This is a genomic window from Streptomyces cadmiisoli, assembly GCF_003261055.1.
Taxonomy (GTDB): Bacteria; Actinomycetota; Actinomycetes; order Streptomycetales; family Streptomycetaceae; genus Streptomyces; species Streptomyces cadmiisoli.
Map to the genome: position 1 here is coordinate 2,418,288 of NZ_CP030073.1, position 24,472 is coordinate 2,442,759.

At 73.4% G+C, this 24,472-nt stretch carries 16 protein-coding genes and 1 pseudogene; 7 read left to right on the plus strand and 10 right to left on the minus strand.

What is annotated here, in order from left to right; genetic code table 11:
* Positions 1 to 117 precede the first annotated feature (117 nt).
* The gene (locus DN051_RS10110) at positions 118 to 759 is read left to right on the plus strand and encodes a hypothetical protein (protein WP_112442194.1); all 642 of its coding nucleotides are present in this window, start codon (positions 118 to 120) and stop codon (positions 757 to 759) included.
* A 224-nt stretch (positions 760 to 983) separates the two neighbouring features.
* Here the strand turns inward: DN051_RS10110 and DN051_RS10115 are convergent, their stop codons facing one another.
* Positions 984 to 2,525 carry an AMP-binding protein gene (locus DN051_RS10115; RefSeq protein ID WP_112438548.1) on the minus strand — a complete coding sequence of 514 codons (1,542 nt, stop codon included), beginning with the start codon at positions 2,523 to 2,525 and terminating at the stop codon, positions 984 to 986.
* Between the two features lie 397 nt (positions 2,526 to 2,922).
* Between DN051_RS10115 and DN051_RS10120 the strand changes: the two genes are divergently transcribed.
* A complete protein-coding gene (locus DN051_RS10120; RefSeq protein WP_053759256.1) occupies positions 2,923 to 5,742 on the plus strand; it encodes an ATP-binding protein in 2,820 nt (939 codons plus the stop codon).
* Between the two features lie 314 nt (positions 5,743 to 6,056).
* Positions 6,057 to 6,278 (plus strand): annotated as a pseudogene (locus DN051_RS10125) (trypsin-like serine protease); the annotation flags it as partial.
* Between the two features lie 140 nt (positions 6,279 to 6,418).
* On the opposite strand, the gene DN051_RS10130 reads toward DN051_RS10125, so the two are convergent.
* Positions 6,419 to 7,528 carry a winged helix DNA-binding domain-containing protein gene (locus DN051_RS10130; RefSeq protein WP_112438549.1) on the minus strand — a complete coding sequence of 370 codons (1,110 nt, stop codon included), beginning with the start codon at positions 7,526 to 7,528 and terminating at the stop codon, positions 6,419 to 6,421.
* Between the two features lie 144 nt (positions 7,529 to 7,672).
* On the opposite strand from DN051_RS10130, the gene DN051_RS10135 reads away from it, so the two are divergent.
* A complete protein-coding gene (locus DN051_RS10135) occupies positions 7,673 to 8,827 on the plus strand; it encodes a magnesium and cobalt transport protein CorA (RefSeq protein WP_053759254.1) in 1,155 nt (384 codons plus the stop codon).
* 162 nt (positions 8,828 to 8,989) lie between these two features.
* Positions 8,990 to 12,793 carry a S8 family serine peptidase gene (locus DN051_RS10140; protein ID WP_162624901.1) on the plus strand — a complete coding sequence of 1,268 codons (3,804 nt, stop codon included), beginning with the start codon at positions 8,990 to 8,992 and terminating at the stop codon, positions 12,791 to 12,793.
* A 133-nt stretch (positions 12,794 to 12,926) separates the two neighbouring features.
* On the opposite strand, the gene DN051_RS10145 is transcribed toward DN051_RS10140, so the two are convergent.
* The 3 genes from DN051_RS10145 to DN051_RS10155 form a co-directional block, all read right to left on the minus strand.
* A complete protein-coding gene (locus DN051_RS10145) occupies positions 12,927 to 13,592 on the minus strand; it encodes an SDR family NAD(P)-dependent oxidoreductase (RefSeq protein WP_053759252.1) in 666 nt (221 codons plus the stop codon).
* A gap of 67 nt (positions 13,593 to 13,659) precedes the next feature.
* Positions 13,660 to 14,694, minus strand: coding sequence for a zinc-dependent alcohol dehydrogenase family protein (locus tag DN051_RS10150; RefSeq protein ID WP_112438551.1), 1,035 nt, complete (start codon positions 14,692 to 14,694; stop codon positions 13,660 to 13,662).
* Positions 14,695 to 14,831: 137 nt separating this feature from the next.
* Complete coding sequence (locus DN051_RS10155; protein ID WP_112442198.1) at positions 14,832 to 15,833, minus strand: glycosyltransferase family 2 protein; 1,002 nt, start codon at positions 15,831 to 15,833, stop codon at positions 14,832 to 14,834.
* Positions 15,834 to 15,957: 124 nt separating this feature from the next.
* Here DN051_RS10155 and DN051_RS10160 point away from each other — a divergent pair, with 124 nt between their 5' ends.
* Positions 15,958 to 16,527 carry a TetR/AcrR family transcriptional regulator gene (locus DN051_RS10160; protein ID WP_112442200.1) on the plus strand — a complete coding sequence of 190 codons (570 nt, stop codon included), beginning with the start codon at positions 15,958 to 15,960 and terminating at the stop codon, positions 16,525 to 16,527.
* Positions 16,528 to 17,001: 474 nt separating this feature from the next.
* Entirely contained in the window at positions 17,002 to 17,442 is a 441-nt protein-coding gene (locus DN051_RS10170; RefSeq protein ID WP_053759249.1) for an SRPBCC family protein, read from the plus strand.
* A 75-nt stretch (positions 17,443 to 17,517) separates the two neighbouring features.
* Here DN051_RS10170 and DN051_RS10175 read toward each other — a convergent pair whose 3' ends face one another.
* The 5 genes from DN051_RS10175 to DN051_RS10195 form a co-directional block, all read right to left on the minus strand.
* Positions 17,518 to 18,669, minus strand: coding sequence for an XdhC family protein (locus DN051_RS10175; RefSeq protein WP_053759248.1), 1,152 nt, complete (start codon positions 18,667 to 18,669; stop codon positions 17,518 to 17,520).
* Positions 18,670 to 18,716: 47 nt separating this feature from the next.
* Positions 18,717 to 20,174 carry an NCS2 family permease gene (locus DN051_RS10180; RefSeq protein WP_053759247.1) on the minus strand — a complete coding sequence of 486 codons (1,458 nt, stop codon included), beginning with the start codon at positions 20,172 to 20,174 and terminating at the stop codon, positions 18,717 to 18,719.
* A gap of 223 nt (positions 20,175 to 20,397) precedes the next feature.
* On the minus strand, positions 20,398 to 22,818 hold the full coding sequence (locus tag DN051_RS10185; protein ID WP_112438553.1) for a xanthine dehydrogenase family protein molybdopterin-binding subunit: 2,421 nt from the start codon (positions 22,816 to 22,818) through the stop codon (positions 20,398 to 20,400).
* A gap of 2 nt (positions 22,819 to 22,820) precedes the next feature.
* Positions 22,821 to 23,402: a (2Fe-2S)-binding protein gene (locus tag DN051_RS10190; RefSeq protein ID WP_053759245.1), complete on the minus strand. Its 582-nt coding sequence runs from the start codon at positions 23,400 to 23,402 to the stop codon at positions 22,821 to 22,823.
* Positions 23,402 to 24,292: an FAD binding domain-containing protein gene (locus DN051_RS10195; RefSeq protein WP_053759244.1), complete on the minus strand. Its 891-nt coding sequence runs from the start codon at positions 24,290 to 24,292 to the stop codon at positions 23,402 to 23,404. The genes DN051_RS10190 and DN051_RS10195 overlap by 1 nt, the downstream gene beginning before the upstream one ends.
* Between the last annotated feature and the right edge of the window lie 180 nt (positions 24,293 to 24,472).

The window sequence follows — 24,472 nt, forward strand, 5'->3', positions numbered from 1 at the left end:
TCTACCATCTGGAAGCAATGTAGGGGGAGCCATGAATGCCGTCAAGAGACGGACAGACCGGGGCCGGCAGGAGGACGATGGGGTGCGCTGCCCTGCTGCGACGCCTTGGAGTGGGCCATGCCCGAGAGCGTGCCGGTGCGCTGCCCGGCCTGTCGGCGTGAGCACGTCTACGCCGCGCCGTCCTACCCGTGCGCCTGCGGCGCCCCCGTCAGCCCGGCGCTGGACCGCCTCACCGCGCCGACCGTGATCACGCACCGCGTCTGGGACGAGGAGTGGATCGTCGTCCGGTGCGCGGCCTGCGGCCGGGGCAACCAGTGGCCCCGGCCCGAACTGGGCTGCCCCTGCGGGACGGCGCTGCGGATCCCGGTGGCCGCGCCCGGCGCGCAGCGACGCCCCGTCGCCCTGCGCACCGCCCTCGACGCCGTCACCGCCGCCGCGCTCCATCTGCACCGGCTCGGCCACCGCGACATCCGCCGCGCGGACCAGCGCCCGCCGTCCGGGATCGGGCTGGCGGCGCGCGGGCTGGTCGCCCAGGTCGACCCGTCGGTGCGCCCGGCCACACTCCGGGACGTGGAGTGCCTGTGGCTGACCGCCATGACGGAGTCCGCGGACTGCGTGTACTTCTCACTCGCCGGCTATGCCGAGGACGCCCGCGCACGCGCCGACGCCCTCGGCATAGCACTGTTCGTACTGGGCCCGTCGGGACCTCCGTCCCCGGCCAACGGCGCGGCGGACGCGCTCGACACGGGGGTGTCCTGACCGCATCCCGGCGCGGCGGGGCCCCGCCGCGCCGGGATGCGGGACGCGTGGGGCAGTGAGGAGTCGCGTGGAGTCGCCGGGGCCCTGAGGGTCCTGATGGTCCCGGGGATCCTGCGGGTCCCCGGGTTCCGGACGGTCCTGAGGTCCGGTGGGTCATGGAGCCCCGCGGGTCACGGGAACCCGGGGGTCATGAGGCCCGGGGTCACGGGGCCCGGGGGCCGGTGTCAGTTCACGCCCCGCTCCACGCCGGTCCAGTACGGCTCACGGAGCCGGAACTTCTGGATCTTGCCCGTGGCGGTGCGGGGAATCGTGTCCCGGAACTCCACACTCGTGGGTGCCTTGAACCGGGCCATCCGCTCCTTGCAATGGGCGATGATCTCGGCCTCGTCGGCGGTGGCGCCCTCGGCGAGCACCACCAGCGCCTTGATCGTCTCGCCCCACTTCTCGTCCGGCACCCCGATGACGGCGACCTCGGCGACCGCCGGGTGACTGAAGATCGTGTCCTCCACCTCGATCGACGACACGTTCTCCCCGCCGGTGATGATCACGTCCTTCTTGCGGTCGGAGATCGTCAGATGGCCGTCGGCCGGATCGATCGTGCCGCCGTCGCCCGTGCGGAACCAGTCGCCGTCCAGGGCGGCCGTCGTCTCCTCGGGCTTGTCCCAGTACCCGTGGAGCACGGTGTTCGAGCGCGCCAGCACCTCGCCCGAGCCGGACACCCGCAGTTTCACACCGAGCGCCGGGGCCCCCGCGCGGGACAGCCGGCGGGCCCGCTCCTCGGCGGGCAGTTCGTCGTCCTCGGGCCGCAGGCGGTTGAAGGTGAGCAGCGGCGAGGTCTCGGTCAGACCGTAGATCTGGGTGAACTCCCAGCCCAGTTCGTCACCCATGCGCTGGATCGTCCTGCTCGGCGGCGGGGCACCCGCGCACACCACGCGCACCCGGTCCCGGCCGGGGATCTCGCCCTGCCAGTCGGCCGCCGCGTCGAGCACCGCGTTCCACACGGCGGGCGCGCCGCACATCAGCGTGACCCCGTGCCGGTCCACCCGGCGCAGGATCTCCGCGCCGTCCACCTTGCGCAGCACCACCTGCCGCACACCGAGGCCGGCCATGACGTAGGGCATGCCCCAGCCGTTGCAGTGGAACATCGGCAGGGTGTGCAGATAGACGTCGCGCTCCCAGACCCTGGTGTGCAGTCCGAAGGTCAGGCCGTTCACCCAGAGGTTGCGGTGCGTCAGCTGCACACCCTTGGGCCGGGCCGTGGTGCCCGAGGTGTAGTTGATCGTCGCGGTGGCGTCCTCGTCCGGGTCCGCCCACGGGCGCGGCTCGACGCCGAACCGCATCAGTCCGGTCTCGGTGTGCTCGCCCAGCACGAAGCGGTGGGACGTCTTCACCCCGGCGAGCGCCTCGTCCAGCTCCGGGTCGACCAGCAGGACCGACGCTCCGCTCTGCCGTACGACATAGTCGACCTCGTCCGGTTTCAGCCGGAAGTTGACGGGCACGCAGATCCGTCCGCTCATCGGCACCGCGAACAGCAGCTCCAGCATGCGGGCGGAGTTGTGGCTGACCACCGCCACCCGCTCCCCCGGACCGACGCCGAGGGCGTCGAGGCCGGCCTGCCAGGCCCGGACCCGGTCGGCGAAACCGCCGTAGGTCGACGTCGGCACCGGCGGCGCGGGCTGGTCGGGCTCGTCGACCACGCCTGTGACGTCGCGGAAGCTGAGTTCCGCCCGGTCGAGGAAGTCCGTGACGACCATCGGCACACGCATCTGCTCTCTCCTCACCTCGGAGCGCACCGCTGACAGGACGGCCGCGGCCGGGCTGCGAACCGTTCCCGGCCCGGCGTCCCCGGCCCCGCGCGCATCGTGAAATCCGTGTCGCAGGTCTCACTACCCCCGAACCGGGCACACGCCGCACATCAGGCCACCGGCACACCGGCACACCACCCGCCCGGCAGCCCAACCCCACCAGGACTGGCGCAAACCCGACCCCCGTGCCACCGTACGGAGCCCGCGGCGGCGATCGTCGGGCCCGGAGTGATTCATTTCAGGCACGCCTGAATTTGCCCATGCACACGTGCTGTTATTTCCCTCACCATCTCGTCACTCCGAATTTCAATGAGTTGTTGCCTAGAATTTGACCCGGACACGACTCGCGGAGGGAGCGGTGACCGTGCAACGGGACTTCAAGGAGCCTGCCCGATGCCGCCCCGACCTGGTCATCGGACGGGAAGAACTGTTCTCGACGGCACGTGACCAGCTCGGCCGCGGGGGCAGTGTGCTGCTCCACGGACCCGCCGGAATAGGGAAGTCGACGGTCCTGCGGGCATTGGCCGCGGATTACGCCGCGGCGGCGCGCACCGTGTTGCGCTGCTCCGCCACCGAGTCGGAATCGCATCTGCCCTTCCTCGCCCTGGCCGACCTCCTCGGCCTGGTGCTGGACGACGTGTCCGACAGACTGCCCCCCGCCCAGCGCACCGCACTGGAGTCGGCGCTCACCGGCCGCGGCGAGTCCACCCTCCAGCGGGACGGGCTCGCGCTGCGTCTGGCGGTGCTGTCCGCGCTGCGCGCGCTGGCCGCCGACGGCCCCGTCCTGCTGGTCGCCGACGACGTGCAGTGGCTGGATCCGGCCAGTGCGGAACTGCTCGGCTTCGCCGCCCGCCGACTCGGCGACACCCCGGTCCGGATGCTCTGCGCGGTCCGGACCGAGGGCCAGGAGTACGACCGCCATCTGCGCGCGGCCCCGCCGGACACCCTCGCCCTCCACCTCGGCCCGCTCTCCCGCGCCCAGGTCTCCGCACTGCTCGATCACCGCGGCTACACCGGTCTGCCGCGCTCCACGGTCCGCGACATCCACCGCACCAGCGGCGGCAACCCGCTGTTCGCGCTGGAACTGGGCCGCGCGCTCGCCGAGAACCCCACCCCGCCCCGGCCCGGCGAGCCGCTGCCCGTGCCCACCTCGCTGCGGGCGCTCGTCCTGAGCCGGCTGGAGATGCTCTCCGACGACGCCCGGCGCACCCTGCTCGTGGCCAGCGCGGGCGCCCGTCCCAACCTGGCCCTGCTGCTGGCGGCCGGCCGGGAGAACGCCGAGGCCGACACCGCCCGCGCGGCCGAACTCGGGCTGCTGGCCACGGAGACGGAGGGGCCCGCCGTACGGTTCGCGCATCCGCTGATCTCGGCCGCGCTGTACGCCGAGGCGCCCGCGCACGAGCGGCGCGCCGCGCACGCCGCGCTGTCCACGGCCGCCTCCGACCCGATCGAGCGGGCGCGTCATCTGGCGCTGGCGACCACCGGCACCGACCCGGGCGTGGCGGCCCGGCTGGCCGGGGCCGCGGCGCTGGCCCGGGACCGCGGGGCCCCTTCGGTCGCGGCCTCCCTCGGTCTGCTCGCGGCCCGGCGCACCCCGGCCGACAGCGTTCCCGGCCCCGACGAGCGCCGGCTCCAGGCCGCGGAGGACTCGATCACCGCCGGCGAGGTGGACCTCGCCCGGGACATCGCGCGCGAGGTGCTGACCCGCACCACCGTGCCCGCGAACCGGGTGCGCGCCTGGATGGTGGTGATCGAGTCGGCGGGCCAGGCCCTCGGGGAGGTCGACGCCGTCTTCCCGCAGGCGCTGGCCGACGCGGGCGACGACGCGGGGCTGCTCGCCCTGGTGCACTACCAGTTGGCGTGGCGGGCGCTGGTCGTCGAGGGCGACTTCGCCGAGGGCCGCGAGGAGGCCGCGCACGCGGCGGACCTGGCCGCCCGGTCGGGCGCCCGGCGCACCGAACTCCTCGCGCTCGCCTTCCAGGCCCAGGCCGAGACCCTGATGGGTCACCCGGAGGCCCCCGCCACCATCAAACGCGCGCTGAAGGAGCCGCAGGACCCGCAGGTGGCGTGCCATCACAACGGCGCGGGTTCGACCCGGTTCCGCTGGCTGCTGATGAGCGACGAACTGCCCGAGGCCCGCCGTACCGTCACCTCGCTGCTGCGCGAGGTGCGGCGGCGCGGCATGGTCGAGAGCGAGGTGCACTTCCTGCGGATGCTCGCCGAGACCGAACTGCGGTCGGGGCACTGCGGCCGGGCCCTCGACCTGGCCCGCGAGAGCCTGCGGCTGGCCCGGGACTCCGGGATCGGCGAGGTGGCCTCCGCGGTGTTCGCCTCGCTCGCGGAGGCGTCGGGCGGCAGCGTGGACCACGCACTGGCACTGGCCCGCGAAGCGGTGGAGCACGCGGAGGAGGACGGCGACCAGATCTACGTCTCCCGCGCCCTGGCCACCCTCGGGTACGTCCAGTGGGTGGCCGGCGACGCCCACGGGGCGGTGCGGTCGCTGCGCCGGGTGCGGGACCTGGAGCAGGCGCTCGGCGTGACCGATCCGGCGCGCGGCCGCTGGCACGGCGACCTGGCCGAGGCACTGGTGCGCATCGGCGAGCCGGCCGAGGCGCAGGACGTGATCGACGAGACACGCGAGCAGGCGCTGCGGCTGGGCCGGGAGAGCGTGCTGGCCGTGCTCGACCGGGCCGAGGCGCTGGTGCGGGCGGCACGCGGTGAACACGAGGCGGCGCTGGTGCAGTTGACGTCCGTTCAGGACCGGCTCGCCAAGCTGGGCTGCGGGCTGGAGGAGGCGCGGGCCGCCTTCGAGGCGGCCCGGCTGCGCACCCGGCTGCCGGGGCCGACGTCGTTCGACGAGGCGGCGCGGCTGTTCCGGCGGTGCCGTGCGCTGCCCTGGCTGCGGCAGGTGGAGGCGGCGGCCGCCGCCGGCGCGCCCGAGCGGCCGGCCGTCGCGGCGGCCGCGCCCGCCCCGCTCGACGCGCTGGAGGGGCTGGCCGCGATGGAGCGCCAGGTCGCCGCGCTCGTCATGGAGGGCGCGACCAACCGGGAGATAGCCGGGCGTCTGTTCATCAGCGTCAAGACGGTCGAGGCCACGCTCACCAGGGTCTACCGCAAGCTGGGGATCCGATCCCGGGTCGACATCGTCAGACTGGCAGCGGGCCGCCACGCCCAGTGAGGACAGCGGTCGGCGACGGGGGGTCAGTGCCGCGTGCAGCGGCCGGGGGTCAGGGGGCGGCCCGACGTCGGAGCGGCGCACCGAGGGTTTTCCCTGCCCCAACTCCCTTAGGGGGTTCCCTCATTGGGAGGCGTGCGTTCCGGGTTCTACGTTGAGTGCGTGCCGCTCGCCGGGCACACGGGGTCTGGGCCAGACCTTCGTGCTCGACCCCCCACACCCGCGCGACCCCCCACCGGCCACAGTCCGAGGAGACCTGTGTTCGCCCTCACCCGTCCCAGACAGCCCGCCGTCGTCACGGCGCCGGCTCCCGTGGTTCCCACGGCTCCGCGTTCGTCGCGAGCGGCATCGTGTGCGCCGGACACACCTCCGGCGGCGTGGACACCTGCCAGGACGACAGCGACCGCCCGCCGCTCACAGGGGGCGTCCTGGCAGGGATCACTTCCTGGAGCCGGAGCCGCGCGGCGCCCGGCCACCCGGGCTTCCACACGCGGCTGACCACCGTCTCCGGTCCGGTCACCGCGCACGTCGGATCCTGACCGGGCGAAGGATTCCTGAGTAACCCTCAGGTGAATGACCGGGGGGCGTTGCGGGCCTCCACGAGCGGCCCGCAGCGCCCCCTATCCATGTTCGCCGTCCATGTCCGCCGTCCGTGCCCGCGCGACGACGGCCGGTCCGTTCAGGCGATGACGGTCCCGAAGCGGATGTCGTACGACGACTCCCCGTACAGCACCCGGAGCATTCGCGCGCCCTCCTCCGCCACCTCCCCGCCCTGAGCCGCGGTGAGCTTGCCGAAGGGTTCGATGACGAGGGCGTCGCCGATCAGCCGCCACACCCCGGCCAGGAAGCCGTCGACGAGGAGCGGGCAGTAGAACGTGTTCGCCTGCCAGGTGCGGCCCTTGTTCGCGGGCGGCACCACCCGGGTGCGGTCGGCGTGGGAGAGCAGCAGATTGTCGAACTCGGGCAGGAAGCGCGGCGGGGCCGGGGTGTCGGGATCGGGGCGGGGCGCCTCGGGCAGGTCGAAGAGTTCGGTTCCCCGCTCGTCGCGGAAGGTGACCAGACGGGGGCGGAGCCGCTCGAAGACGGGGCGCATCCGGGTCAGTCCGCACCAGGTCTGCATGTCCTTCACCGAGGCCGGGCCGAAGGCGGCGAGGTAGCGCAGCACGGCGCAGTCCGGGGCGGCGGCGGGTTCGGCCGCGCGGCCGAGCCAGTGCTCGGCGGTGGTGAGGGCGACCCGGGCGCCACGGCCCCACAGTCCGCGGGGGGTGACCTGGACGAGGGGAAGGGTGCAGCGGGCGGCGACGGCCAGGGCCTGGGGGTCGGCCTCCGGCCACTCGGCACTCAGGGCCTCGCGCAGGTGCCGCATCGTGCGCGGCTCGGTCTCGACCAGTTCGCGGGCGAGCGCGGCGAGGCGTTCCGGGTCGACCCCGACGAGCCCGTGGCGGAAGAGGTTCAGTTCCCGGGTGCGGGCGGGCTGCACCAGCGGCCGCAGGGTGAGGGCGTCGTCCGCGGTGTGCAGGTGGATGGTCGAGCGCAGGGTGACGATGCGAACGGTCTCGCGGCGCTCCAGCAGCCCGGACAGCGCTTCGGGGGTGAAGCCGTCGAGGCGGGCGGCGAGGGCGTGGTACGGGGGTTTGACCTCCTGGCCCTGGAGACCGACGAGGTGCTCCACCGCCGCCGCGGGCGGCATCGGGGAGCGGCGCAGCAGCAACTGCCGTTCGAGGGTCGCGCGGTTGAGGGCGCGGGTGCCGAGCACGGGCGCCGTCGCGGCGGGCTTCGTCCTGGTCATGGGCGCACGCTAACGCCGACTGCGGACAGCGGCTGTCCGCGTCTGCCATGGATTTCCCGGCGTCCGCCCCCTGTCGATGCCGTTTGCCCCGTATATCCTGCTGGCCGATCACCCAGCGCAGGCCCGACCCGGGAGGCAGCCTCGATGTCCGAGCGACGCGCCCGAACCGCCGCGAAGAACGCCGGGAGGTCCGGCTGGCGCCGTGCCCTCCCCCCGTCCCAGCCGCGGCGGGGCCAGGACCCCGTGCCGGACGAGCCTCCCCCGCCGCCCGCGGAGATCGACAGCGTCGTGCAGGCCGCCCTGTACCGCGACGGGGTCCGCGTCTCCTCCCCCGCCACGCTCGCCGACACCTACCGCGAGCTGCGCGAGCAGCCGTCGGGCATGGCGTGGATCGGCCTGGCCCGCCCGACCGAGGCCGAACTGCTCTCCCTGGCCGGGGAGTTCGGCCTGCATCCGCTGGCCGTCGAGGACGCGATGGAGGCCCATCAGCGACCGAAGCTGGAACGGTACGGCGACACCCTGTTCGTGGTGCTGCGGGCGGCCCGCTATCTCGACGCGCAGGAGGAGGTCGAGTTCGGCGAGCTGCACGTCTTCGTGGGCCCCGACTTCCTGATCACCGTCCGGCACGGCGCGGCCCCGGACCTGTCGGCGGTGCGCCGCCGTATGGAGGGGACGCCCGAGCTGCTGAAGCTGGGTCCGGAGGCGGTGTTGTACGCCGTCCTGGACGCGGTGGTCGACGATTACGTGCCGGTGGTCACCGGCGTCCAGAACGACATCGACGAGATCGAGACCGAGGTCTTCCGCGGCGACCCCGCGGTCTCCCGCCGTATCTACGAACTCTCCCGCGAGGTGGTCGAGTTCCAGCGCGCGACCCGTCCACTGGTCGGCATGCTGCACGGCCTGATGGCGGGCTTCGCCAAGTACGGCACGGACGAGGAGCTCCAGCGCTATCTGCGCGACGTCGCCGACCACGTCACGCACACCAGTGAACGCGTCGACGGCTTCCGCCAGGCCCTGACCGACATCCTGACCGTGAACGCGACCCTCGTCACGCAGCAGCAGAACGCGGAGATGCGGGCGCTGGCCGAGGCCGGGTTCGAGCAGAACGAGGAGATCAAGAAGATCTCGTCGTGGGCGGCGATCCTGTTCGCCCCGACACTCGTCGGGACGATCTACGGGATGAACTTCGATCACATGCCGGAGCTACACTGGGTGTTGGGCTATCCCTTCGCCATCGTCCTGATGGCAGTGGTGTGCACCGGTCTGTACCTCGTCTTCAAGCGACGGGACTGGCTGTAGCGCCGGCCGGAGCCCGCTCGGCGGCGTCGCCGCCGGAGCCCTCTCCCGCGGAACTCACAGGGCAAAACACCACGTCGGAGGCCTGACGTAAAGGCGACTTGGCGCGGGCTGGCCACGTGAGACTGCTGACGAACGCGCCCGTAGCGACCACTCTGTTCGCTCATGAGATCAACGAACAACCGGTGGCGGCGGGGAATCCGTGCCCCGCACCGCCGCACGGTGGCCATCGCCGCCCTCACCGCGGTACTCGCGGGCATGGCCGCACCCGGTAACGCCCAGGAGCCCGCGAAGGACGGTGGGACGGAGGCGGTGCGCGCGTCCGTCCGGACCGTCACTCTGATCACCGGAGACCGTGTCACGGTCACCCGCTACCCGGATGGCCGCCAGGTGGCCGAGGTGCGTCCGGCACATGGACAGGCGGACGGCGGGTTCAGCACCCGCGAGGTCGACGGCCGGGTGCACGTCACCCCGCTCAGGGCCGTCCCCTTCATCGCCTCCGGGCAGTTGGACCGTGCGCTGTTCGACGTCACGGGCCTGATCGAGCAGGGCTACGACGACGCGCGAGCCGAGCAGCTGCCGCTGCTGCTGCGTTACGGCAGCGACGACGCGGCGGGCGGCGCGGCCCGCAAGGCGGCGCCGGCCGGTGTCGAGCACCGCCGGGTCCTCGACAGCGTCGACAGCGTGGCGCTCGACGCTGCCAAGGACCGGCTCGACGACTTCTGGGCCCAGCTGAGCGGTGAGGCGGGCGGCAAGGCCGCCGCGCGGACCGCGAAGTCCGCGCCGCGGCTCGCGGGCGGCGTGGAGAAGATCTGGCTCGACCAGAAGGTGAAGGCCTCGCTCGACCGCAGCGTGGCCCAGATCGGCGCCCCCGAGGTCTGGAAGACGGGCGTGACCGGCAAGGGCGTCAAGGTCGCGGTGCTGGACACCGGCGTGGACGCCGCTCACCCCGATCTCGCGGACCGCCTCGGCGAGATACGCAACTTCAGCTCCAGCGACGACGCCGGCGACCGCGTCGGCCACGGCACGCACGTGGCGGCGACGATCGCCGGGTCGGGCGCCGCGGCGAACGGCACCCGCAAGGGCGTCGCGCCCGACGCCGAGCTGATGATCGGCAAGGTGCTCGGCGACAACGGCTCCGGTTCGTACTCCGAGGTCCTGGCCGGCATGGAGTGGGCGGCCCGCTCGGGCGCCCAGGTCGTCAACATGAGCCTCGGCGGGCCCGCGTCCGAGGACGACCCGCTGGTCACGGCGGTCGAGGAGCTGACGGACGAGACCGGCGCCCTGTTCGTCGTCGCGGCCGGCAACGAGGGGCCGTTCCCGAACTCGGTCGGCTCGCCGGGCACGGCCCCGAGCGCGCTGACGGTGGGCGCCGTCGACCGGGACGACGCGCTCGCCCCGTTCTCCAGCCGAGGCCCCGTCGGTCTGGACGAGACGCTCAAGCCGGATCTGACGGCGCCCGGCGTCGGCATCGTCGCCGCCCGGGCGGCCGGCACCCACATGGGCACCCCCGAGAACGAGTACTACACCGCCGCGTCGGGCACGTCGATGGCGACGCCGCACGTCGCGGGCGCGGCGGCGCTGCTCAAGCAGCGGCACCCGGACTGGACTCCCGAGACCGTCAAGAACGCGCTGGTCGGCTCGGCCGAGACGATCGCGGGTCAGGGCCCGGACGAACAGGGCGGCGGCCGGCTGGACGTGGCCGGCGCCGTCGACCGCAGTGTCGTCGCCACCGCCACGCTGAACTTCGGTGCCCAGGAGCCCGACAGCACCGACACGACGCGGAAGGTGACGTACACGAACACCTCCTCGCGGCCGGTCCGGCTGGCGCTGTCGCTCGAGATGAGGAACGCCCAGGGCGCCCCCGCTCCGGCCGACGCGGTCACGCCCGGCTCGTCGTCGGTGACCGTCGCCGCCGGTGAGACGGTGGAGGTGCCCCTGCGGGCGCGTCCGGCCGATCTGGCGCCGGGCCGGTACTCCGGCCATCTGACGGCGACTCCGGACGACGGCACGGCCGCCGTGCACACGACCGTCGGCCTGACGGCCCGCGGCACGCTGCACACGATGACGCTGCGTTTCGTCGACCGTGAGGGCGGCCCCGCGGCGGCCCAGGTGTTCGAGGTGTACGGCTCCGACCGGCGCTACGACGTGTTCGGCGAGCTTCCCCCCGGGATCGGCGAGCTGGAGCTGACGCTCCCCGAGGACACCTACTTCGTCAAGGCGCTCGTGCCGGGCTCGGACGACAAGGGCGTGCACGCCACGCAGGTGCTGCGGCCCGAGCTCGAGCTCGGGGCCGACACCGTGGTCGTCCTCGACGCCCGCAAGGGCGCGCCCGTCGAGGTCCGCACGCCCAAGCCGTCCGAGCAGCACGGCCAGCTCGACTTCGGCGCCTACCGGGCCGTCGGCGACCGGCAGATCTCCAGCACGACGCTCGAGTACAACTCGGTGCGCACTCTCTACGCCACCCCGACCGCCCCGGTCGCGAAGGGCGACTTCGAGTTCTACTCGCGGTGGAGCATGGGCGCCCCGCGGCTGCGCGCCCGGGTCGCGGCGGCGAAGGCTCCGGCGCTGAACCCCGTGCTGATGACGGGCTCCCGGCTCGTGGACGGCACGCGCGAACTGCCGCTGGCCTTCGTCGAGCCGGAGTCGCTGGACGGGAAGGATCTGCGCGGCAAGGCGGTGCTGATGCGCGAATCCGGGAACGTCTACGAGATGGTGACGGCCGTGGCGAAGACCGGGGCCGCGGCGCTGATGATCGTCGACGCCTCCGGGCGCCCGGTGTGGAGCCCGTGGGACCCGACCGGCGAGCGTGACCCGCTGATCACCATGAACGTGCGGCAGAGCGAGGGCGAGGCACTGATCGCCTGGCTGAAGAAGCACCGCGGGACCGAGCTGGAACTGTCGGGCACCTCGCACAGCCCCTACCTGTACGACCTGATGTTCACCGAGAAGAAGTCCGTGCCGAACCGGCTGTCCTACACGGTGAAGGCGTCCGAGACCGCGACGGTCGAGGCCCGCTACCACCGTCCCGGGACCACGGACTGGACCACGACGCAGCGGTTCTCCTGGCGGCCGTGGCAGGAGACGTCGTTCTCCTCGGACTACCCGTCGTACGTGAAGCTGCCGTCGACCCGGGTGGAGACGGTCACCGCGGACGACACGCTGTGGGAGGAGCGGATGAGCCACATGCCGCCCGCCTTCGGCCCCGTCCAGGCCGCGCCGTCCGACCACCGGGGCATGCGGAGCGGCCTCCACCGCTACTCCCCCGGCCAGCGGGTGCAGGACAACTGGTACGGGTCGGTGGTCCGCCCGACGGCGCCGGCCGGGGACCCCGCGTTCCGCTCGGTGCGCACGGGTGACACCTTCGCGCTGCGGCTGGCGGAGATCAGCGACAGCGAGCACCACGGCTACTCCGGTGACGACCCGACCGACCAGGTGCGCACCCGGCTGTACCGGGACGGAACGGAGATCGCGGACCGCCGTGACCCGTCGGGCAGCTTCCCCGTGGAGCCGGGCGGCGGCTTCTACCGGCTGCTGCTGGAGACGTCCCGCAACTCGCCGGAGTGGACCTGGTCGACGAGCACCGAGTCGTCCTGGTCGTTCCGGTCCGCGGCTCCGGCGGCGGGCAAGGAGGAACTGCTGCCGCTGATGCTGCTCGACTACGACGTGCCGGTGGACCTCCGCAACGAGGTGGACGGCTCGTCGTCGGTGAAGCTGCGGGTGACGGCCCGTCACCAGGACGGCTGGACGGGCGCGCGCGTCGAGGGCATGCGCGTCAAGGTGTCGACGGACGACGGCGGGCGCTGGACGTCGGTGCCCGTCTCGGCCCGCGGCAAGGGCGCGTTCGACGTACGGCTGGACCGTTCCCTGATGCGTCACGCGGACGCCGTGTCGCTGCGCGTCGAGGCCTGGGACGGCTCGGGCAACAAGGTCGAGCAGAAGGTGCTGCGCGCGTTCGGCGTGCGGTAGCCGCCGGGACCCCGGGCGGGGTGGTGAGGTGATCGCCCCCGCCCGGGGGACGGAACGGCGTCGCGCATGAGGGTGCGGCCGGCGGGATTCCGCCGGCCGCACCGTCGTGTGCGCCGTCCGCCCGCGCGGCGGTTCAGGCGTCGAGGTCGTCCGCGTAGTGCCGGAAGCCGTGCCGGTCCCGGTGCATGGTCCACAGAGTGTCCGCCAGGACGGCCGGGTCCTTGCGGTGGTGGCCGGCGACGATCGCGCCGGGGACGACGAGTTGGGCGACGTGGATGCCGTCGTCGGCGAGCCGGTCGTGCAGCAGCCGGGCGTAGGCGCCCTGGGCGGCGAAGGCGACCGACGTGCCCGCGCGGTCGCGGTGCGGCACCACGGCGGTGCCGCCGTTGACGAACAGGATGGTGCCGCGGCCCAGCTCGCGCATGTCGGGCAGCACCTGCTGCACGGCGACGACCGGTCCGTACACCGAGAACTCGACGGGGCCGGTGAGGTCGGCGGCGCGGGTCTCCAGCACCGGCCGCATGTAGTCCGGGTGCGGGACCGGGCTGTACTGGAGGATCTCGATCGGGCCGAGGGCGTCGCGCGCGGCGTTCAGGGCGGCCCTCAGCGCGTCCGGGTCGCGTACGTCGGCGATGAAGGCGCGTGCCGTGATCCCTTCGCCCGCGAGGTCCGCGGCCAGGGCGTCCAGGCGGGCCCGGTCGCGGGCGACGAGCGCGACGTCGTGGCCCTCGCGGCCGAAGCGGCGGGCGACCGCGGCACCGAGGCCCGGTCCTGCTCCGATGACGGCGATCGTGGTCATGGGGTGGTCCCGGGGTTCGAGGTGTCGGTCACGGAACGGCCGCGCGGCCGGCGGCCGGTGGGCGCGGTCACGGCGCGATGAGGACCTTCAGCGACTCGCGGTCGGCCATGGCGCGGTATCCGTCCGGCACCTCGTCCACGCCCATGGTGCGGTCGAAGACGCGGCCCGGGTCGATCCGGCCCTCCAGTACGTCGGGCAGCAGTTCCTCGATGTAGGCGCGGGCCGGGGCGACGCCGCCGGTGAGGGTGATGTTCCGCATGAACTCGTCGAAGCCCATGGGTGCGTCGTCGTACTGGGGCGCGCCGACGCGGCTCACCGAGCCGCCCGCGCGGATCACGCCCAGGGCCGTCCGCAGGGCGGGCAGGGTGCCGACGCACTCCAGGACGGCGTGGGTGCCGTCGCCGCCGGTCAGTTCGCGGACGCGGGCGACGCCCTCCTCACCGCGCTCGGGGACGACGTCGGTGGCGCCGAAGTCCCGTCCGAGGTCGGTGCGTTCGCGGTGCCGTCCCATGAGAATGATCCGCTCGGCGCCCTGCCGCCTCGCGGCGAGCACCGCCGACAGGCCGACCGCGCCGTCGCCCACCACCGTGACGGTCGTCCGGGGGCCGACCCCGGCGGTGACCGCGGCGTGGTGACCCGTGCAGAACACGTCGGACAGGGTCAGCAGCGACGGCAGCAGCGCCGAGTCCTCGGCCACCGGCAGCTTGACCAGCGTGCCCTGCGCCTGCGGGACGCGCACCGCCTCGCCCTGGCCGCCGTCGACGCCGTCGCGCCCCCACGGGCCACCGTGCCGGCAGGAGGTCTGCAGGCCCGCGCGGCAGAAGTCGCAGGTGTTGTCCGACCAGACGAACGGCGCGAGGACCAGGTCCCCGCGCGCGAGGCCGGACACGTCGGGGCCGGTGTCCTCGACGACCCCGAGGAACTCGTGCCCCATCCGCACGCCGTGCTCCGCGGCCGGCATGGAACCGTAGGGCCACAGGTCGCTGCCGCAGATGCAGGAGCGCACCACCCGCACGACGGCGTCGGTGGGCTGCTGGATCCCCGGGTCGGGGACGTCCTCGACCCGGACGTCCCCGGCCGCGTACATGAGTGCTGCGCGCATCGAACATCTCCCGGTCGGTGATCAGTGCTCTCGGCACACGGGGCCGACCTACTCACCGTGCGCCGACACCTGGGGCGGCGCCACCTGGGCCGGACGGTCCGGCCGGGCCTCACCGGCGCCGGCGGCCCCGAGCGGGGTCAGGGCGCCACGTCCTGCCAGGCGGGCGCCCCGCGGTGGCGCCACAGTCCGGCGAGCCAGTACCAGGTGGCGGTGGGCGGGATGAGCGCGCTGCTCACGGTCAGGGTGAGCACCTCGTCCCGGGTGCGCGGTCCCGGTGCGATGCGCGCCCAGGCGAACTCGGCGGTGCCCGCGGCCCAGCCGAGCGCGGCGAGGGCGGCGGCCCGGCGGCGGCCGGCCGCGGCCAGGACGCACGCGGCGGCGCCGGTCGCCGACACGGCCAGGTGCGCGCGGATCCGGCCCCGGCGCGCCACCGCCTTGTGCCACCAGCCGGCACCGTGCAGCCGCAGCATGAGGGCGTCGTCGGCGTGGCCGCACTGGGCGCGCACGGACGCCCAGCGGTCGGCGGGACGCACCGTCAGCCGCGAGGTACGCCGGCCCTGCCGGATGCGCCAGCCGGCGCCGAGGAGGCGCAGCGCCAGGTCGGTGTCCTCCCGCTGGGCGTGCCGCAGCCGTTCGTCGAAGCCGCGGAGCTGCTTGAGGGCGTCCGTGCGATAGGCCATGTCCGCGGTGATCCAGCGGGCGCGGGCACGGGCCACCGCGTCCCGCTCGGCGTCGGTGGGGCGGCGCCTTCCGGGCAGGGGTACGGCGATCACGCCCTGGACGCCCGCCGTGTCCGGCGCGGCCGCCTCCAGGTCCCGCGTGAGCTGCTCGCACCAGTACGGGCCGGCCTGCACGTCGTCGGCGAGGAAGACCACCCAGGCGGAGGCCACCGCGCGCAGGCCCAGGTTCCGGGCGGCGGCGGGGCCGCGGCCTCCGCCGTACAGCACGGTGGTGCGGGAGCGCAGGTCGCCGAGGACGTCGAGCGGATGCGCCGACGCATCGGGATCGGGGGCGGGACGGTCGTCGACGAGGACGATCTCCCGGGGCTTGGTGCCCCTCGCCGCGGCGAGCGCCGCGAGGGCGTCGGCGAGGGTGTCACCGGCGAGGGTCGGGATCACCACGGCGTAAGCGGTGGTCATGCGTCGCCGGGTGCCCGGCGGCACCGGCACCGAAACACCCCGCCACCCGAGTCCTCGAAGTCATTTGCCTAAACTGATTAGGAGGCAAAGCGCATCATCGACCCAGCCGAGCGAAGGGATGGCCATGGCACGCGCGGGACTGACCCCGGAGAAACTGACCCTGGCCGGTGCGGAACTGGCCGACGAGGTCGGCTTCGACCAGGTCACCGTCACGGCGCTCGCCAGGCGCTTCGACGTCAAGGTCGCGAGCCTGTACTCGCATCTGAAGAACTCCCAGGAGCTGAAGACCAGGATCGCCCTGCTCGCCCTGGAGGAGCTCGCCGACCGGGCGGCCGAGGCGCTGGCCGGACGGTCCGGCAAGGAGGCCCTGACCGCCTTCGCCGACGTCTACCGGGACTACGCCCACCGCCACCCCGGCCGCTACGCCGCCGCCCGGCTCCGCCTCGACCCGCAGACCGCGGCGGCCGGCGCCGGGGTGCGGCACGCGCAGATGACCCGGGCGATCCTGCGCGGCTACGACCTCGCGGAACCGGAGCAGACCCACGCGGTCCGGCTGCTCGGCAGCGTCTTCCACGGCTACGTCAGCCTGGAGCTGTCGGGAGGGTTCAGCCACAGCGCCCCGGACTCGCAGGAGTCGTGGGTGCGCGCGCTGGACGCGCTGGACGCGCTGCTGCGCAACTGGCCCGCGCCCTGAGCGGGCGAGCGACGACGCGAACCGGCGCACCGTCGACGGACCGGCGCCACGCACGCCGACGACACCTGGCTCGGCACGCCCGTCGGACCGGACCTCCCGCGCGGTGCGCTCGGCCCGGAGCGCGGCGAGCACGGGGTGCCGTCGCAGCGGCTGTCCGCCCGTGCCCGGCCCCGGCGCGCGGATCCGCGGCTCGCCGTGGTGGAGGGCCCGGCCCGCCGGTGTGCGGACCGTCCGTGGCGTGCGGCCGGTTCCCTGGTCGCCCGTCAGGTGGACCGGTGGGGGAAGGGCGTTGACGGTCCCTCGCGCGGGATGCCGTCCGCGTCTCCCGGGCCGCGCCGCTTCGGCGACGGGACGACCGGCTCGCCCCGGTCACGGGGGATGACGTGCCGGAGCGGCGGAAGCACCGGGCTCCGGGCGGGCGTGGTGCCCGGCTCGCCGGAGATCTTCACGGGCCGGGCTGCCTAGGATCCTCCCGTGGCCACCTTCCTGCTCGAACGCACCGTGCCCCTGCCCCTGCCCGAGGCATGGCGGCGGCTCACCGACTGGCCCCGCCACGGCGAGGTGGTCCCGCTCACCCGCGTCACCGTCACCACTCCCCCGCCGACCCGCGAGGGCACGAGGTTCGTGGCCCGCTCCGGGGTGGGCCCGCTCGCCTTCGACGACCCGATGGAGGTCACCGTCTGGCAGCCGCCGACCGAGGACACCCCGGGCCGGTGCCGGCTGGACAAGCGCGGCCGGATCGTGCGGGGCTGGGCGGAGATCGAGGTGCGCCCGGGCCCCGGGGGCCGCACCCGGGTGCTGTGGCGCGAGGAACTACGCGTCGGCCTCCTGCCCGGCCCGTTCGACCGGGCCCTGGAGCGCGGGTCCGTCGTGGTCTTCGGCCGCGCCGCCAACCGCCTGCTCCGGCGCCCCTGAGCCGCGGCGACGGCCCGGCGGCCCGGAGCAGAGCCGGGCAGGGAACAGCGGCGACCGGGCGCCGTGCCGGCGAGGTCAGGCCACCGACCCGATCCGCCCCGACGGCGCCGCGCTCACATCGTGGTGGATCGGCGTGTGCGCCCCGGTCAGCGGCAGACCGCCGCCCCCGCGCCGCTGGGCGACGATCTCCGAGGCGATCGACAGCGCCGTCTCCTCCGGAGTCCGGGCGCCCAGGTCGAGCCCGATGGGTGACCGCAGCCGCGCCAGTTCCGGTTCGCTGACGCCGGCCTCCCGCAGCCGCTGGTTGCGGTCGAGGTGGGTGCGCCGGGAGCCCATGGCGCCGACGTACGCCACCGGCAGCCGCAGCGCGAGTGCGAGCAGGGGTACGTCGAACTTGGCGTCGTGGGTGAGGACGCACAGCACCGTGCGCGCGTCGACCTCGGTGCGCGCCAGGTACTCGTGGGGCCACTCGACGACGATGTCGTCGGCCTCGGGGAACCGGGCCCGCGTCGCGAAGACGGGGCGGGCGTCGCACACGGTGACACGGTGGCCGAGGAACTTGCCGACCCGCACCAGCGCCGAGGCGAAGTCGATCGCACCGAAGACGATCATGCGGGGGGCCGGGACGGACGACTCGACCAGGACGGTCAGCGGCGCTCCGCAGCAAGAGCCCTGCTCCCCGATCTCCAGGGTGCCGGTGCGGCCGGCGTCCAGGAAGGCGCTCGCCTCGGCCGCGACCGTGCGGTCCAGTCCGGGGTGGGCGCCGAAGCCGCCCTCGCACGAGCCGTCGGGGCGGACCAGCAGCGCACGGCCCGTCGGTCCGGCCGGGCCGGAGACGATCCGCGCCACCGCCGCCGCCCCTCCTCGGGCGGCGACGGCCAGCGCGGACGCGAGCACGGGCCGGACCGGATCGCCGGCCCGTACCGGCGTGACCAGGATGTCGATGACGCCGCCGCAGGTCAGTCCCACGGCGAAGGCGTCCTCGTCGCTGTAGCCGAAGCGCTCCAGGACCGGTTCGCCGTCCAGCAGGGCCTGCCGGCACAGTTCGTAGACGGCGCCCTCCACACAGCCCCCGGAGACCGACCCGATCGCCGTTCCGTGGGTGTCCACCGCGAGTGCGGCGCCGGGCCGGCGCGGGGCGCTGCCGCCGACGGCGACCACGGTGGCCACGGCGAAGTCGCGTCCCTGCTCGACCCACCGGTGCAGTTCGTCGGCGATGTCCAGCATCTGTCGTCTCCTTGACGGGATGGTGCGGAGGGCTCCGAGAGGCGCGGCTAGCGCACGCCCAGCCAGCTTTCGATCGGGTTGAGGGCGAAGTACACAACGAAGATCACCGTCAGCGCCCACATGAAGGCGCCGATCTCCCGCACCTTGCCCCGGGCGGTCTTGATGGCGACGTAGGCGATGACGCCGGCGGCGACGCCCGCCGTGATGGAGTACGTGAACGGCATGATGACGACCGTGAGGAACACCGGGATCGCGGTGGCCCGGTCGGACCAGTCCACGTGCCGGGCGTTCATCATCATCATGGCGCCGATCACCACCAGCGCGGCGGCGGCGACCTCGCCCGGCACGATCGCCGTGAGCGGGGTGAAGAACAGACAGGCCGCGAAGAACAGTCCGGTGACGACCGAGGACAGGCCGGTCCGGGCGCCCTCGCCCACGCCGGTGGCCGACTCCACGAACACCGTCTGGCCCGAGGCGCCCGAGACCCCGCCGATCGCGCCGCCCGCGCCGTCGATGAACAGCGCCTTCGACAGACCGGGCATCCGGCCCCGCGCGTCCGCCAGCTCGGCCTCGGTGCCGACCCCGATGATCGTGGCCATGGCGTCGAAGAACCCCGCCAGCACCAGCGTGAACACGATCATGCCGACGGTCATCGCGCCGACGTCGCCCCAGCCGCCGAACTCGACCTGGCCGAAGACCGAGAAGTCCGGCATCGACACGGCGCCGCCGTGCAGTTCGGGGGCGCCGCTCGCCCACTGACCGGGGTCGATGACGTCCAGCGCGTTCAGGAGGACGGCCGGCAGGGTGCCGCCGACGATGCCGAGGAGGATCGCGCCGGGGATGCCGCGCGCCTGGAGCATGAAGATCGCCAGGAGGGTCGCGGCGAACAGCAGCACGGGCCAGCCGGCGAGTTCACCGGCCGGGCCGAGGGTGACCGGGGTGGACTTCCCCTGGTGCACGAAACCGGCCTTGTGGAAGCCGATCAGGGCGACGAACAGGCCGATGCCCATCGTGATCGCGTGCTTCAGCGGCAACGGGATCGCGTTCATGATCATCTCGCGTAGGCCGGTGACGACCAGCAGCATGATGATCACGCCGTACATCACGCACATGCCCATCGCCTGCGCCCAGGTCATCTCGGGCGCGACCTGGGAGGCGAGCACTCCGGAGACGGAGAGGCCGGCGGCGAGGGCGAGCGGCACCTTGCCGACGAAACCCATCAGCAGCGTGCTGAGGGCGGCCGCGAACGCGGTCGCGGTGATCAGTGCCTTCTGGCCGAGGGTGTTCCCCGCCGCGTCCTCACCGGACAGGATCAGGGGGTTGAGGAGGAGGATGTACGCCATCGCCATGAAGGTGGTGACGCCGCCGCGCACCTCGCGCGCGACCGTGGATCCCCGGCCGGATATGTGAAAGTACCGGTCGAGCCAGGACCGTCCGGCCGGGACGCGGGATTTGTCACCCGCGTCGTCCGCGACGGTCCTCGGCTCCAGAGACTGCTGGGTCATGTGGGCCTACTCCCAAGGTTCACAGGGGCACCCGCGTCGACCGCTACGGCGGTCACGGGATTTGGGAAGGTGCTTCGGCCGCACGACCCGGGGGACGGCCCGAGACGAACGAACAGGGTCTACCGCTGGTTCTTGCTGGTCCCAAGTTCCGCGAGCGGTACGGACCTCGAGTACTCCGGGCGGCGCGGCGGAGTGTGTGACGTTCCCTGCGCCGCCCGGAGGGCTACCGGGTGCCGGTCAGGTGCTCGGGGCGTACCGGCGTCCTGTCCAGCTCCAGACCCGTGGCGTCGCGGATCGCCGCGAGGACCGCCGGGGTCGAGGACAGGGTGGGGGCCTCACCGATGCCGCGCAGTCCGTACGGCGCGTGGTCGTCGGCGAGTTCGAGGACGTCGACCGGGATGGTCGGCGTGTCGAGGATGGTCGGGATCAGGTAGTCGGTGAAAGAGGGGTTCTTCACCTTCGCGGTCCTCGGGTCGACGACGATCTCCTCCATCACCGCGACACCGAGGCCCTGGACGGTGCCGCCCTGGATCTGCCCGACGACGGACAGCGGGTTCAGCGCCTTGCCGACGTCCTGAGCGCAGGCCAGCTCGACGACCTTGACCAGGCCGAGCTCGGTGTCCACCTCGACGACGGCACGGTGCGCGGCGAAGGAGTACTGGACGTGGCCGTTGCCCTGGCCGGTGCGCAGGTCGAAGGCCTCGGTCGGCCGGTGCCGCCACTCCGCCTCGACCTCCACGGCCTCCTCGCCAAGGACGTCCACCAGGCCGGCGAGCACCTCGCCGCCGTCGGTGACCACCTTGCCGCCCTCCAGCAGCAGCTCCGCGGTGGCCCACGCCGGGTGGTACGAGCCGAACCTGCGGCGCCCGAGCTCCAGCACCTTCTCGCGGACGAGTTCGCAGGCGTTCTTCACGGCGCCGCCGGTGACGTACGTCTGCCGCGAGGCGGACGTGGAACCGGCGCTGCCCACCTGGGTGTCCGCCGGACGGATCGTCACCTGCGCGACGCCCAGCTCGGTGCGGGCGATCTGGGCGTGCACGGTGACACCGCCCTGGCCGACCTCCGCCATGGCGGTGTGCACGACGGCGACGGGCTCCCCGCCCACGACTTCCATACGGACCTTGGCGGTGGAGTAGTCGTCGAAGCCCTCGGAGAAGCCGACGTTCTTGATGCCGACGGCGTAGCCGACCCCGCGCACGACGCCCTCGCCGTGCGTGGTGTTGGACAGGCCGCCCGGCAGCTGCCGTACGTCGGCGCCCTCGCTGCTCTCCCACTGGCGCTCCGGCGGCATCGGCATCGCCTTGACGCGGCGCAGGAGTTCGGCGACCGGCGCCGGGGAGTCCACCGTCTGCCCGGTGGGCATGACGGTGCCCTGCTCCATCGCGTTGCGCTGCCGGAACTCCACCGGGTCCAGGCCGAGCCGCTCGGCCAGCTTGTCCATCTGCGCCTCGTAGGCGAAGCACGCCTGGACCGCGCCGAAGCCGCGCATCGCGCCGCAGGGCGGGTTGTTGGTGTAGAGGGCCACGGCCTCGATGTCCACGTCGTCGACCACGTACGGTCCGACGGACAGGGAGGAGGCGTTGCCGACGACCGCCGGGGAGGCCGAGGCGTAGGCGCCGCCGTCCAGGACGATCCGGCACTTCACATGGGTGAGCTTGCCGTCCTTCGTGGCGCCGTGCTCGTACCGGAGCTTCGCCGGGTGGCGGTGGACGTGCCCGAAGAAGGACTCGAAGCGGTTGTAGACGATCTTCACGGGCTTGCCGGTGCGCAGCGCCAGCAGACAGGCGTGGATCTGCATCGACAGGTCCTCGCGCCCGCCGAACGCGCCGCCGACGCCGGCCAGCGTCATCCGCACCTTGTCCTCGGGCAGGCCGAGCACGGGCGCGATCTGGCGGAGGTCGGAGTGCAGCCACTGGGTGGCGATGTAGAGGTGGACGCCGCCGTCCTCGTCGGGGACCGCGAGACCGGACTCGGGGCCGAGGAAGGCCTGGTCCTGCATGCCGAAGGTGTACTCGCCCCCGACGATGACGTCCGCGCGCCGGCGGGCCGCCTCGACGTCGCCGCGGACGATCGGCTGGCGGTGGACGATGTTCGGGTGCGGCACGTGGCCGATGTGGTGGTCCTCGCGGTTGTCGTGGACGAGGATCGCGTCGGGCGCGGTCGCGGACGCCTCGTCGGTGACGACCGGCAGTTCGCGGTAGTCCACCTTGATCTTGGCGGCGGCGCGGCGGGCCGTCTCCGGGTGGTCGGCGGCGACGATCGCGACCGGCTCGCCGTGGTGGCGCACCTTGCCGTGCGCCAGGACCGGGGTGTCCTGGATCTCCAGGCCGTAGTTCTTCACCTCGGTCGGCAGGTCGTCGTAGGTCATCACGGCGTACACGCCGGGCGTGGCGAGTGCCTCGCTCGTGTCGATCGACACGATCTCGGCGTGCGCGACGGTGGAGCGCAGGATCTGGCCCCAGAGCATGTCTTCGTGCCACATGTCCGACGAGTAGGCGAACTCGCCGGTGACCTTGAGCGTGCCGTCCGGCCGGAGCGTGGACTCGCCGATGCCGCCCCTGGTCGGGGAGCCCTGGACGATCTTCGTGGGGGCGCCGACGGGGACGCCCGCCGCGCGGGCGGAGCCGTACGTGGGAGAGGGCATCGTCAGACCGCCTCCTGCTGCCGGGCGGCCGCCAGCCGGACCGCGTCCATGATCTTCTCGTAGCCGGTGCAGCGGCACAGGTTGCCCGACAGGGCCTCGCGGATGTCCGCGTCGGAGGGGTTCGGGTTGCGCTCCAGCATCTCGTCGGCGGCGACCAGCAGACCCGGGGTGCAGAAGCCGCACTGGACGGCCCCGGCGTCGATGAACGCCTCCTGGATCGGGGAGAGCGGGGTGCCCGCACCGGTCTGCGAGTCCGCGGGCCGGGCCGCCCAGTGCCTGGCCTCGTCCAGGGAGGTGCCGCAGGCGCCGGCCTCGCAGCCGCCGGCCTCGCGCCGCTCGGCGAACTCCGCCAGTCCCTCCACGGTGACGACCTCGCGGCCCTCGGCCTGACCCGCGGCGACCAGGCACGAGCAGACCGGCACACCGTCCAGCCGGACCGTGCACGAGCCGCACTCGCCCTGCTCACAGGCGTTCTTGGATCCCGGCAGACCGAGCCGTTCGCGCAGTACGTAGAGCAGGGACTCGCCCTCCCACACGTCGTCGGCCTCCTGCGGACGTCCGTTGACCGTGAAATTGACGCGCATCACGCGACTCCCTCCGTGCGGGCGGCGGTGCCGCGGTACGACTCCCAGGTCCAGGTGAGCGTCCGGCGGGCCATGACGCCGACCGCGTGGCGGCGGTAGCTCGCGGTGCCCCGGACGTCGTCGATCGGGTTGCAGGCGGCGGAGCACAGATCCGCGAACTGCCGGGCGACCGACGGAGTGATGATCTTTCCGTTGTCCCAGAAGCCGCCCTCCTCGAGCGCGGCGTTCAGGAACTCCTCGGCGGTTTTCGCCCGGACGGGGGTGGGGGCGGCCGAACCGATGCCGGTGCGCACGGTCCGGGTCTGCGGGTGCAGTGCGAGCCCGAAGGCGCACACGGCGATCACCATCGCGTTGCGGGTGCCCACCTTGGAGTACTGCTGGGGCCCGTCGGCCTTCTTCACACGGACGGCGCGGATCAGCTCGTCGGGCGCGAGCGCGTTGCGCTTCACCCCGGTGTAGAACTCGTCGATCGGGATCAGGCGGGAGCCGCGGACCGACTCCGCCTCGACCTCGGCACCCGCGGCGAGGAGCGCGGGGTGGGCGTCGCCGGCCGGGGAGGCGGTGCCGAGGTTGCCGCCGACGCCGCCGCGGTTGCGGATCTGCGGGGAGGCGACCGTGTGCGAGGCGAGGGCGAGGCCCGGCAGTTCGGAACGCAGGTTCTCCATGATCGCCGAGTACGGGACGGAGGCACCCAGCCGGACGGAGTCCGCGCCGACCTCCCACTCGGTCAGCTCGCCGATGCGGTTGAGATCCATGAGGTACTCGGGCCGGCGGTGGTCGAAGTTGATCTCGACCATCACATCGGTGCCACCCGCAATCGGCACAGCGGCGGGGTGCTCGGCCTTCGCGGCGAGCGCCTCCTCCCAGCTGGCGGGGCGAAGGAAGTCCATGACCGGCTCTCTTCTTCGTCTCGTGAGGTGCAGATTGAGCCAATCCGTGTGCGGCGGGCCCGGCTCGTTCATGTGCTGTTAACGCGGAGTGAGGCCAGTACACAGGGCTGTACTCCGGTGGGGTCAGTCACCGAAACCATGAAGGAGTTGGCTGGCCAGGGCGGTCATCTTGTAGATTCG

What these genes read in the sequence shown, in the direction of transcription:
- DN051_RS10110 (WP_112442194.1), top strand. Translation starts at nt 118, where the DNA reads ATGCCCGAGAGCGTGCCGGTGCGCTGCCCGGCCTGTCGGCGTGAGCAC.
- DN051_RS10115 (WP_112438548.1), bottom strand. Translation starts at nt 2,525, where the DNA reads ATGCGTGTGCCGATGGTCGTCACGGACTTCCTCGACCGGGCGGAACTC.
- DN051_RS10130 (WP_112438549.1), bottom strand. Translation starts at nt 7,528, where the DNA reads ATGACCAGGACGAAGCCCGCCGCGACGGCGCCCGTGCTCGGCACCCGC.
- DN051_RS10135 (WP_053759254.1), top strand. Translation starts at nt 7,673, where the DNA reads ATGTCCGAGCGACGCGCCCGAACCGCCGCGAAGAACGCCGGGAGGTCC.
- DN051_RS10140 (WP_162624901.1), top strand. Translation starts at nt 8,990, where the DNA reads ATGAGATCAACGAACAACCGGTGGCGGCGGGGAATCCGTGCCCCGCAC.
- DN051_RS10145 (WP_053759252.1), bottom strand. Translation starts at nt 13,592, where the DNA reads ATGACCACGATCGCCGTCATCGGAGCAGGACCGGGCCTCGGTGCCGCG.
- DN051_RS10150 (WP_112438551.1), bottom strand. Translation starts at nt 14,694, where the DNA reads ATGCGCGCAGCACTCATGTACGCGGCCGGGGACGTCCGGGTCGAGGAC.
- DN051_RS10155 (WP_112442198.1), bottom strand. Translation starts at nt 15,833, where the DNA reads ATGACCACCGCTTACGCCGTGGTGATCCCGACCCTCGCCGGTGACACC.
- DN051_RS10160 (WP_112442200.1), top strand. Translation starts at nt 15,958, where the DNA reads ATGGCACGCGCGGGACTGACCCCGGAGAAACTGACCCTGGCCGGTGCG.
- DN051_RS10175 (WP_053759248.1), bottom strand. Translation starts at nt 18,669, where the DNA reads ATGCTGGACATCGCCGACGAACTGCACCGGTGGGTCGAGCAGGGACGC.
- DN051_RS10180 (WP_053759247.1), bottom strand. Translation starts at nt 20,174, where the DNA reads ATGACCCAGCAGTCTCTGGAGCCGAGGACCGTCGCGGACGACGCGGGT.
- DN051_RS10185 (WP_112438553.1), bottom strand. Translation starts at nt 22,818, where the DNA reads ATGCCCTCTCCCACGTACGGCTCCGCCCGCGCGGCGGGCGTCCCCGTC.
- DN051_RS10190 (WP_053759245.1), bottom strand. Translation starts at nt 23,402, where the DNA reads ATGCGCGTCAATTTCACGGTCAACGGACGTCCGCAGGAGGCCGACGAC.
- DN051_RS10195 (WP_053759244.1), bottom strand. Translation starts at nt 24,292, where the DNA reads ATGGACTTCCTTCGCCCCGCCAGCTGGGAGGAGGCGCTCGCCGCGAAG.